Source organism: Bacteroidia bacterium (assembly GCA_026932145.1).
GTDB lineage: Bacteria > Bacteroidota > Bacteroidia > J057 > JAIXKT01 > JAIXKT01.
Window position 1 is genome coordinate 1 of the sequence record JAIXKT010000018.1, and the last position, 10,801, is coordinate 10,801.

Here is a 10,801-nt window from a genome sequence, read left to right on the forward strand (position 1 = left end):
AAATGCCCGATAGAAGCACAAATGTTGAGTTTACAACTGTCAGCCCCACTATTGCCAATACGATGTTGGCAGCTGCCCTTTTAAGTTTCAAGCATTATTTCAGAATTTGCTTTTTTGTTTTTTCTTCTTTCTATATTAATTAAAATATTTCTTTTTTCTTGTTCTATATTAGGTAGCCCTATCGAATTTCGGCTTTCATTCATTTTTTCAATATTTTCCAATTTTAAATCTCTATTTCCTTTAAAATAGTTTTCTTTCATATATTTTGGTTTGTCAGGGAACATAAAGTCAATGATTAATGCGAATTGGAAAGCAGGAATATTTCCATCACATAAATTCTTAAACAAGGCATCTTTAAAGTCTATATCAATTGTATGCCAAGTAGAATAACAATGTTGAAGCATAATTTGCACTTTAGAATCCCTAAGTTCCGAAGGTCCCCAAAATGTGAAGGTTCTTGCAAATGCAGCAGAATCTTGAATAGTGGATAACCCAATTAATCTTTCTTCTGGATATCCATAAGTTTCTATGATTTTTTTAAGCAGCTTAAGTTGACGCTTATTATGTGCTCCCCATTGTAGCCAAAAAATTGGTTTAAAGAGAACAAATCCAGTATTCATTTTTTGGGTAAATTTTTGGTCAATAATTAATATACTGTCTATTTTTTCACGTAGTTTAGTATTAATAGAGGCATTGTAAATGGAATGTAGGCTATCAAAACTATTCAAAGTCTTTTGTGTTGTAGAGTATGATAAGGATTTATTTGTTATTTCGTTGATTCTGATAATCCAAATAGGAATTCCTTGTTTGAAAGATTTTTCTAACCACTTATCAGCTTTAATACTGTCATTTGCAGAAACGCATATTTGGAGTGCTTTAAAACAGTGTTTGGCATAAATAAAATCAAATTTTGAATAAATACTGTCAAGTTGTTTAATGGCTTCTCTATAATTATTTGATAGAATATTTTTATCAATTCGATTAAAAGTTCTATGATAGTCCACATAGTTTTGTCCACACAACAGACTTGTATGAAATAAAAAAAACATAAAAATTATTTGTCGCTTGATTGCCATTTTCAGGGTTTGCTTATAATGTTTCGGTGCTAGCCATTTGGGTTGTTGTTGGTAGCTGCATTTTTCTGTTGTTAATTTTTGTTTGCGTTTATTTGTTTTCGTAAAAATTCGTTTAATCCTTCTTTTTTAACTCCAAATTCTTTTTCAATGGTCGCATAAATATCTTCGTGCGACATTAGTTTTTTTAATTTGTTAAGCCCACCGTTTTTAAATGCGATGTAGCAAAGTAACCCTTGAATTGTGCTGTTTGGATTAGTAAAGTTGTCCATATACCAAAACTTTTCAAAGTCATTCAGTTTTATTTCGGGGTGTTGGTTTAGGTAGTCATTTAATCTTGTTAAATGCCATTTTAAGTCGTGTCCCATAGAACCGCCATAGAAAACTGCCAATCCTTCAACTAGTGGAGATTTAGGAAAAAGGTTGTTCAAATAAATGTGAACTACTTCGTGAAAATAATTTTCGCCAAGACCGCCTGCAAAAACTGTTTTTGTGTCTAAGTCAGACATACCACTTGGTTTGTCTTTATTACCCATTACAATAGAATAGTCAAGCCCTCGTAAATGCAAAACTTCTTCGTAGGTGTCTGCAAAATAATAGTCAATAGGAATAGTTTGTAAATTCCATTGTTTTGTCAGGTCGTCAATAGATTGCAATAATTTATTTGCTTCGTTCTTGTCAAACGTATGTGAGTATGGAAAATGAAATGTTACGTTTCCAAGTTTTTCTGTTTTCCAATTGTTGCTATTTACAGTTAGGGCATTGTAAAGTTTGTATTGCTCATTTTCTTTTTTCGCAAAAACAGAAGTGATACATAAAACATAAACACTTTCTAAACTGTCTTTCCAGCTATACAAAGTTTTGATTTCAAAAAAATCGTTTTTGGGTTTTACATACAAAATTGTCGGATTTCCCATTGAATATGTTGGATAATCCGAATTGATGGCATTGAGTAGTTGGTCAACTTTTGGAAATTTCTTTTTCTCGGTATCTGCCCAAAATGGACTATCTTTTATGTTGTTCTTGTTCGGGTTTGATTTTAGGTAATTTGTCCAAAGGGTTGTTACAGCTTTTATGTCTTGGTCTGTGGTGTCAACACTCGAGTTTATTGTAATACGTTGTGAAAAAGTTTTGTTTGCGAATGCAAACAAAATTACAACTGTCAAAATGATGCTATGTCTATGTTGTGGTATCGTCATGAGGGTTGCTGCCAACGTTTTGCGGCTTTGCGAAGAAGCGGATTTCGGAGCACAAAACTGTCAACATACCACAAAAGTTGATGCGAGGTAGAATGTTCAATTAACCACTGAACCCGCTTTTTTGCAAAACCGCTGTTACCTGCTGGCCTTCTGTCCACCGTGCCGTTGCAAGCCTTGTCAATATTGAGTTTTCGTGTCATTGTCTGCTGTGTTTGTTGGGCTGTGTGTCGGTGTATTTTTATTTTTTTTGAAGCGTTGGTAAATTTTTTAAAAACAATTTTGTCTGCGTTGGCAAAGCAAGCTCTTTTGCAATTTTTGGTCTGTGCGTTGGCTTGTGCGAATTGCAAATGTGCTTGCTTTTAGCGTGGGCTTTCCTTTGGTTTCATAAATATTGATATTAAAAGTCCTATGCCCACAACTACGTCAACTATATTCCACATTTGTCTGCCAAGTGCGATTTTGAAAAACGGTTGGAATAACAAAGCAAGTCCACCGTAAATAATCATTTCTGTTTGTCTGCCTTGTTGGTTTGCTTGATAAGCTAATATTGCAAAGCCAATTAACCCAGCGAACCTTACAAACTGGTAAAAACCGTAAGGCATATCTGCTAAACATAGAAAAAATAAAATGGCTAATACTATTTTAATGGCGTTATTCATCTTGTTTATTGTTGTCAGCAATACTGATTAAGTCAAACTGCGGTATCTCAGAAATTTCAAAATATTGGCTTGTGATTTTGTCAAGGAAAGTGTCAGTTATTATGTCGTCTTCCAAATACTGTTCAATATCAGGGAAACGAGCTAATATTTTTTCATCGCTTACATTCAAACGGTGTCGAATATTTTTGAAAAACTTAATTTCTGAATACTCAATTTGTTCGTCTGCATTGATTGTTTGTATTGCAAAATCAATCAAAGTCAGTTCTTCTTCTTCATTAAGTTGAGATTGCTTTAGCAAGTCAAAATAATATTGAATAAAGGATTTACCGCCACTGTTTATTTTACCAACAAGCAAATTGATTTCTTCTTGAAAGTTGAAATTGTTAAACAGTGGAGATTCTTCGCACATTGATTTTATAAGGAAAATTTCCCTATCATCAATATTGCCGTCTGCTGCCATACAGCAAAATGCTGTTTTAAGCAAAAGTTTGTCAAAAGTTATTGTGTCCATAAATTTTTCTGTTTATTTTATTTAAAACCAATTCTTGGTCGTTCGTTATTATTTGATTGTTGACCTTCCATTTTTGCTCTGATTTCTATGTAACTGTTTAGTTCTGATAAAGAGATTGAAGGTTTGTTCGATTTTATAGTTTCTATCAATATTTCTTTTGTTATTCTTGACTTAGAACGCAATGCCATTCTTGAAGCTTCATCACATAAAAATTTGATGTCGCTTGAAACATAGTTTTCAGTAGCCTTTGCTAGTTCAGCATAGTCTAAACCTATATCGGTTGGTCTTTTCTCTAAATAGAGCTTGAACATTAATTCCCTTGCTTCAAAGTCTGGTGGTGGCAAATAAACGTGTTTGTCTAATCTCCCTGCTCGTAAAATTGCTGGGTCTATTGAGTTTGGCCGATTTGTCGCACCTACAATAAAAACTCCGTCATCACCGCTATTATTCATTTGTGCTAAAAATTCATTCACAGCACTTGTATTCATATGGTTGACACTTGAATTGTCTCTGTTCGGAACTAAAGCATCTAATTCGTCAATAAAAATGATACTTGGGGCGTTTTTTCTTGCTTCATCAAAAAGGTTTTTAATATTCTCTTGTGAAGCATTTACCCATTTGCTTTGAATGTCGGAAGGTTTAATTTGATAAAAATTGAACCCTATCTCTTCTGCCATCTTTTCTGCAAAGAATGTTTTTCCGCAACCTGGAGGGCCATATAAAAGCATTCCGTTTGGAATTGTTAATCCATATTCAGCATACTTTTCTTTCTCATTCAAAGCGTCAATAACATCTAATTTGATGGTGTCTTTGAGTGCTTGCATTCCAGCAATTGATTTGAAGCCTTCGCCTTTTTTTACAGTCTTCAAGGTTTGAGTTGATTGTGCAGATTTTTCAAGAACAGAATTTTCAACTACGATTTCACCATTAACAGCCTGTATGAATTCTTTCAAGTTCTTGAATCTATTCTCTGCATTAGGTTGTAAGGCTTTTGCAATGATGTTGAAAGTATTGGCTTCAATCTTGGATTTTGAACTAACAACTTGTAAGGGTTTTTCTCGCTCCTTCAAAATTGCATCTTCTAATCTTACTGTATCAGATTTGAATTTGGACAATTCCACAAACCAAGGCGGTAGTCCAACTAATAAATGATAATACAAAGCACCTACCGAGAATATATCACTTTGAACAGAAAAGACTTTGTTAAATGTTTCGTTGGCAGAATAGAAAGGATTAAGAGCATCTTTTTGAAAATCTTTATTTGATTGGACCAAAAATCTTGCATAGCCAAAATCTATTATTTTGGGAACTGATACTTGTCCAGATAAATCCAACATCACGTTCAAATTGGTTACATCGTTATGGATAATTGGGTTTTGTTGATTGTGTAAGTAATTTAGACCGTTAAGCACCCCAAGAATTATGTCCTTTGCTTCATATGCATTAAAGGTTTGTTCCCTTTTCATTTTGTCAGCAAGGGTTTCACCACTTATAAAGTCTAAAATGGCGTAAGCGTATTTTTGGTTTTCTATAAGAAGTTCACCACTGTCACTTAGTTTGACAATATTCGGGTGTTTCAACTTTTTCAGAATTTCTATTTCTAGCACATCACCACTTTGGTCAAATTGAGTTCTATGCAATTTAGAATATGAGAAGAGTTTCAAAAGCTTGGTTGTCTTTTGTTTGTCTTTAACTCGATAAGTTTCTGCGTAACTTCCTTTTTTCAAAAAGAAAGTTACGGTGTACTTGTCTTCAATTACTTGACCATTAGATAATATGTGATTTGTGATATTCATAATTTATCCTACTAATACTGAATCATCACCACTTGGTCTGTCTTCAGGATATAAACAATCTATTATTGCAATCACAATCGGATGCAATTCATCAACATCAGGACTTTCACCGATTTTTTGCAACCCTTGATTTAAAAGTGTTCTCGCTTTATTTGGGTCTCTCCATCTGTAAGATCCAAAGTTTTGATTATGTTGTCTTATAAAACCAATCAATTGGTAAATGAATGTTAATTGGATGAAAAAGCTATTAATTTCATCTAATAAAACATTTCCAAGTTTCACATCCTTAACCTTGATTACTTCTTCCAATTGGTGTTTAATTTGATTAACCACTTGTGCAGTCTTATCATTGCCAAGTTCTTTGTTAGCCTTTTCGAGTCTATAATATTCTTCTTTCAATTCGGCTTCTAACTTGGGCCATTCTGTAGTTTCATTAAGTTCATCAATGGTTTTAAGTGTCTTTCGCAGATTGGTTAATACTTCTTGCTTACCGTCAACATCATTCTTGTTGTTTTCAAATGACTTTTCAATTTTCTCTAACTCTGTCTCTGCTTTTTTCAGCTTCGCATCATCAGAATGGTCGCCATCACTTTTCAGTTCCGAAACCGCCCCTTTTGCCTTTTTTATTTCATTCGATAACCATTTAGTGTCAACTGACTGAACGGTGTCAGTCGGAACTTCAATTTCGGAAGTATGGTCTAAATATGGAAAGTATGCCTGAACAGAAACAAGTTGTGATTTATCAATGCTTATAGTTAAGTCAACGTCAGAATTTTCTGGTAATAAAGCCGGTAAATCAGAGCCACTGATAATAATATCATAAACGTGTTCATTGTACAAAGATCTAGTTCCGTCCGCTCCGTGTTCGCCTTGGTAAATAGGAATTTTGATAAAATCGGAATCCATTCCTGGGCGAATCTGCTTTTGAGTTTTTAATCCGTTTTTCGTACCAATCGCTGGTAAAGATTTATTCTTTTCTAGTCCTGGAACTTCTTTAAACACAATTTTACCTGTTGACTTAAGTTTGATTTCAATTCCCCAATTATATGGAAGAGTTGCGTTACCAATTTTTGAACCTTGAATTACATTAAAGGTATTAGGCTCGCTTTCCAATAAGTTACCTTTGTTATCATAAAGGGTCACTTCAAAAACATTGGTTTTCCCTTCGTTCAATTGCACATCTATTACTTCACCGATTGCGTTGATTTCAACTTTTCCGCTTGACCAAGCATTATCGCTCCTTTTGATTTCGGCAAAAACCTTTTCTGGAATTTCTCCTTCTGTTTTATCTTCTAAAATTTTAAGTGTTACAAATTCTTCGGTTTCTACTGTCGAAGATTCGTGTCCAATTTCAAGCTGAATTTTTGTTCTGTCTCGTGTTTGCTCCTTTATTTGTTCAGACAATTCAACCGTTGAAGCATAAAGGGCAGCACCTTTTGAAACCACAGTCATTGGGTCAACACTTGTATCTGGTTTGCAAATTTGTTTTTCTAACATTTCTCTCAATGTTGGAGACAATGTAGGACCACCAACTAAAATTAGAGAATCTAAAGAACTGCCTTTGAGATTTTTTCTTTTCAAAAGAGTCAGACTAGAATCAATTGCTTTTTGAAAAATTGGTGCTAGAACTTTTTTAAGTTGCTCTTGTGTTACAGTAAGATCAATTTCAATTTCTTCACCTTCGTCATCGATTCCACATCTATCTTCTTTATAAAGATTGTATTCTGGTTGAAATGACAATTCATTTTTTAACTCTTCTGCATAAGATTTTAAGGCTTCTCTATAATTTTGCTTCTTCTTCTCATTTGACAAAAGTTTAGATATGTCAAACTTTTCTTGAATGTGAGGTATTAGCAATTCATCAACAATTGCTAAATCTAAATTTTTTCCACCTAAATAGTTGTCTCCTTCTGTGTCGATTACTTTCATTATGCCATCTTCAACTTTTAATAAAGCTGCGTCAAAAGTTCCACCACCAAAATCAAATACTAACCAAAACCCGTTTTTACTTTTACTCTCTAGGCCGTAAGCCATTGATGCAGCGACTGGTTCTTGAAGTACTTCAATGTGACTAAAACCCGCCAATTTACCTGCCCTTCTAGTCGCATCTATTTGATTGTTTTTGAAAGCAGCGGGCACAGTAATTACTACAGATGAGAAATTTTCGTCTGTAATAAATGACTTTAGTGTTTTTAAAACTTCTGCCGACAGCTCTTCAGAACTTAATTCCTTTTCAGCAAAGGAGCTCGGATACTTTTTATCAGTACCCATAGTCCTTTTAAATTCAATAAAAGCGTTGCTCTCAAAGTCTTCAGAAAGTGCCCTTTCTTTTTCACTTCTATAAGCAGCGTGTGCTGGGTCTCCTACTAGGATTCCTTTCTTATTATAAGCAACACAAGATGCCATTGTATCTTTGCCTTTATTTGTTTTTTTTATTAAAGGTTCGCCATTTTCCATTCTGGAAATTGCAGAATTTGTTGTGCCGAGGTCAATGCCGTAATCAATTTTTGTTCTTGCCATTTTGTTAAATATTTAATTTTGTGAAACATCAACTTGTGCCCTTTGAATTAGGACTCCGTTGTAGTTTACTTGCGGTTTGATAATTGCGTTTATAATTCTTGTTCCTTTTGGAAGAGTCTCGTCAGTAGTAAAATTAATAACATCACAATTAATTCTTTCATCATATTCTTGATTAAGCAGATTAATCATTTCGTACCCGTTTGCTGCAAAATTGGCTTGAATCCTTTCAATTCCTTTTTCTACAGGTTTAAGTCCTTTTATATTTGAGTCCATTTTTGAAATATTTTTATGCATTCTCACTATTTCATCAGCAACTTTAAGGGCAAGTGAATGGTCTGTTTTATCAGAAGTTGTTGTTGGTTGATTTTTGGACTCTTCCTGTTGAACCTTTAATTGAGTTTCTAGGACTTCAATGAGTTTGTTATCAAGCTTCAAACTTTCTTCTTCTAAAGATTTCTTGGTGTTTCTGATTTGAGTTTCAACATCTGTTTGGCTTGACTTTATTCGCTTACCCAAGAACAAATACATCATTGCACCAAGAAGTAGAGTTACTAAAGAAGCAATAATCCAATAAAGTCTGTTTTTCTCTACATCACCACCAAGTTCCGAAATTCTGGTTTCGGCTTGTTGACCTGTTTCTTGGATTTTCGTTCCTAAATTATCTGCTATTGTATTGATGTTGCTTCGGTTTGTTTCAATAAGGCTGCTTAAACTGTCGACTTTACTTGATAAGTCGATGACAATGTTTTGTTGTTGTGTTATTGTCGATTGCTGACTTTTTACTTTCGAGGTTAATCCATCTATTTCCTGTTTTTGCTTTTCAATAGTTTTTTGTATAGCTGTTATATCAATAACAAGCGAGTTATCATTCTGCGTTTGAGCAAAAAGTGTTGTTGTGCTGAACAAGGCAACTATTAGTATTATTTTTTTCATTATTTCCTGATTGTTTTGATTAGCTGGTCTAAAAGTTTGCGAATTATCTTGTTTGTTTTAGGGTTATCTCTAAGTTTTTCAACTAAAATAGGAGAGTATTTATAGTAAATTCTTATAAAGCTACGCCCTAACACAGATTTGCTAAGAAATTGGTCTCTGAAATTCCTTAACTCAATTACTTGGGGATGATTATAATTTCCATAAGCCATAGTAGCAATATAACAACCATCTGTAGCTGTGCTGATAGTTTTACCAACTTGCTTTGCTGTAGATTTTGCTTGGGCTGCTCTTACATCTTTCCAATAGCATATGTGCTTTATTTGGTTTATTTGAATTGGTCCAAGTTTGCTAATCAAAAAGTCTACTAGGTTTTTATATTCCGAAACTTTTGATTGGTTTGAGCAGCGTTGTATCATTTCAACGTCATTAATAGTTATGCCTTCGCTAACAACTTCAACGACTTTATTCCAATTTAAACAATCTTCCTTCATTTTATCAACCTTAGAATAGTTGATTGTTTGATTATATGACATTTGCATTGTCATTTTTAGGACTTGGGCATCAATTTCACTTATTGCCTTATCGTAAGCTAATTTAATAGAGTTTAGTATAGCAATAGCCTTATTTATCTCTCGGTCTTTCATATCTTCAAGAGATGCAAGGCTATCTTTTGCACGGTCTTTAGCCATTTTCCCAACAGCTATTGAGTCGGCTAATTTTGTTAGTTTTTGGGAGGATTCAAGATAATTATCACGAGAATTGTTTTCTTGACTTTCATTGAAATAATCAATTCCACATTGCATTATTTCATTTGCTAACTGGTCTGCAAGTGCTTTATATTTTAAATCGCTTATGCCAAGTATAGATTTTAGTAACGCTAATTCGTCTTTTGTGTTAGTATATAATTTTAAGCCAAATTCATATGCATTGCTTTTGTTTTCCTTACGTTTCTTTTTGCAAGTTTCTATTTGGCTTTCAATTTTGTGTAGAGGTTCTTCAGTGAATTTTTGCGATAAATACTTCTTTGTAATACCATTACAATTGCTGAAAAGCTTTAAAGTGTCCGAACTAGAATACTTTCCTTTAAATTGTTTGAGGATATCATCTATAAATTTTTCAGTTTGCTTTTGGTTGTCTATAGTGTAAGTTTGGTCTGCAACAGTATGAACAAATTCGGTAAAACTTGGTGAATCAATTAGCTTGATTTTGGCTTCAATACCTTCTTGAATTTCTTGTTGAGATTCACTAAGCAATTTAAGCGTACCTATATTATTGAAACACGAGAAGTTTTTTGATGTTACTTCTTTTCCGTTAGTCACTTTGTCCCAAATTTCAACCGCTTTTTCTTTATCACCATTAATTAGATAGTTAAAAGCCGTTTCATCAAAATTATTCGATTTAAGAAACCAGAACAATGAATGACTTACCTTGTCTTGATTCTGCTCAATACCTGAAAATGCCTTTGTGATTGAGTTTTCTGAGCGATCAACATTGCCAAAAAATGGGAAATCAAGTTCAGAATCGACTTGTTTCCCAATACTAGCGTACTTGGTAATTTTACTTTTCTGTTTTTGAAGTTCTTTTTCAGAAGAGTTAGCAAGAATGCCCGCAATTCTATATGGATTGTCTTGAATCAGTTTCATTTACATTTTATTTATGATTGTGTTCATATTATCTTCTTTCGGTTACTATATAAAATTGCCAAGTGTAGCCCATATTGCTCTCCATATATTCTGTGCCTATGTTAGGTATTACACCTGGTGCAGAAGCACGATAATTATATGTTCCTGGACTTAGTGTAATTGTTCTTTTTTGTTTTGGTGAGAACGAATAAGTTTCGCTATTTAATTTTAAAGTAAGTGTCATTGAGGTATTATTGAATATTTCAATTTCGGGATTGTAAGTGGAAGTCTTACCACTTGGAGTAAACATACCCCTTTCATTTTTCTCTACAATATCACCAAGTTTTACAAAGGATTTATGTATATAACCTTCTTTGTCGGTTGCAATGTCAATTATGTTGTAAAAATCATTTTCTGTTTCAAGGGATACAATAAATATTTGTGTTCCCTGCTTCAATGATGAAATTACTCCGTAGTCAGTCCCGGGT

10 protein-coding genes are annotated in these 10,801 nt (G+C 33.6%); all 10 read right to left on the reverse strand.

The annotated features are described in order from the left end of the window. Nucleotides 1-80 precede the first annotated feature (80 nt). A complete protein-coding gene (locus tag LC115_04905) occupies nt 81-1,076 on the reverse strand; it encodes a hypothetical protein (GenBank protein MCZ2356020.1) in 996 nt (331 codons plus the stop codon). 71 nt (nt 1,077-1,147) lie between these two features. Next, complete coding sequence (locus LC115_04910; GenBank protein ID MCZ2356021.1) at nt 1,148-2,239, reverse strand: hypothetical protein; 1,092 nt, start codon at nt 2,237-2,239, stop codon at nt 1,148-1,150. A gap of 29 nt (nt 2,240-2,268) precedes the next feature. After that, on the reverse strand, nt 2,269-2,472 hold the full coding sequence (locus tag LC115_04915; GenBank protein ID MCZ2356022.1) for a hypothetical protein: 204 nt from the start codon (nt 2,470-2,472) through the stop codon (nt 2,269-2,271). 159 nt (nt 2,473-2,631) lie between these two features. Then, on the reverse strand, nt 2,632-2,931 hold the full coding sequence (locus LC115_04920; GenBank protein ID MCZ2356023.1) for a hypothetical protein: 300 nt from the start codon (nt 2,929-2,931) through the stop codon (nt 2,632-2,634). Continuing rightward, nucleotides 2,924-3,391 (reverse strand): TerB family tellurite resistance protein, encoded by a 468-nt coding sequence (locus LC115_04925; protein MCZ2356024.1) that lies wholly within the window; start codon nt 3,389-3,391, stop codon nt 2,924-2,926. Before LC115_04925 ends, LC115_04920 begins: the two co-directional genes overlap by 8 nt. Nucleotides 3,392-3,459: 68 nt before the next feature. Further along, the gene (locus tag LC115_04930; protein MCZ2356025.1) at nt 3,460-5,238 is read right to left on the reverse strand and encodes an AAA family ATPase; all 1,779 of its coding nucleotides are present in this window, start codon (nt 5,236-5,238) and stop codon (nt 3,460-3,462) included. Nucleotides 5,239-5,241: 3 nt separating this feature from the next. Then, nucleotides 5,242-7,758: an Hsp70 family protein gene (locus LC115_04935; protein MCZ2356026.1), complete on the reverse strand. Its 2,517-nt coding sequence runs from the start codon at nt 7,756-7,758 to the stop codon at nt 5,242-5,244. A gap of 12 nt (nt 7,759-7,770) precedes the next feature. Next, the gene (locus LC115_04940; protein ID MCZ2356027.1) at nt 7,771-8,691 is read right to left on the reverse strand and encodes a hypothetical protein; all 921 of its coding nucleotides are present in this window, start codon (nt 8,689-8,691) and stop codon (nt 7,771-7,773) included. After that, nucleotides 8,691-10,334 (reverse strand): hypothetical protein, encoded by a 1,644-nt coding sequence (locus LC115_04945; protein ID MCZ2356028.1) that lies wholly within the window; start codon nt 10,332-10,334, stop codon nt 8,691-8,693. The genes LC115_04940 and LC115_04945 overlap by 1 nt, the downstream gene beginning before the upstream one ends. A 28-nt stretch (nt 10,335-10,362) precedes the next feature. Continuing rightward, nucleotides 10,363-10,801 (reverse strand): SH3 domain-containing protein (locus LC115_04950; protein ID MCZ2356029.1); only part of this gene is annotated, 439 nt, incomplete at its 5' end.

Bases quoted from the DNA above. Each gene is read 5' to 3' on its own strand.
- LC115_04920 (MCZ2356023.1), bottom strand. From the start codon at position 2,931: ATGAATAACGCCATTAAAATAGTATTAGCCATTTTATTTTTTCTATGT.
- LC115_04925 (MCZ2356024.1), bottom strand. From the start codon at position 3,391: ATGGCAGCAGACGGCAATATTGATGATAGGGAAATTTTCCTTATAAAA.
- LC115_04930 (MCZ2356025.1), bottom strand. From the start codon at position 5,238: ATGAATATCACAAATCACATATTATCTAATGGTCAAGTAATTGAAGAC.
- LC115_04940 (MCZ2356027.1), bottom strand. From the start codon at position 8,691: ATGAAAAAAATAATACTAATAGTTGCCTTGTTCAGCACAACAACACTT.
- LC115_04945 (MCZ2356028.1), bottom strand. From the start codon at position 10,334: ATGAAACTGATTCAAGACAATCCATATAGAATTGCGGGCATTCTTGCT.
- LC115_04935 (MCZ2356026.1), bottom strand. From the start codon at position 7,758: ATGGCAAGAACAAAAATTGATTACGGCATTGACCTCGGCACAACAAAT.
- LC115_04915 (MCZ2356022.1), bottom strand. From the start codon at position 2,472: ATGACACGAAAACTCAATATTGACAAGGCTTGCAACGGCACGGTGGAC.
- LC115_04905 (MCZ2356020.1), bottom strand. From the start codon at position 1,076: ATGGCAATCAAGCGACAAATAATTTTTATGTTTTTTTTATTTCATACA.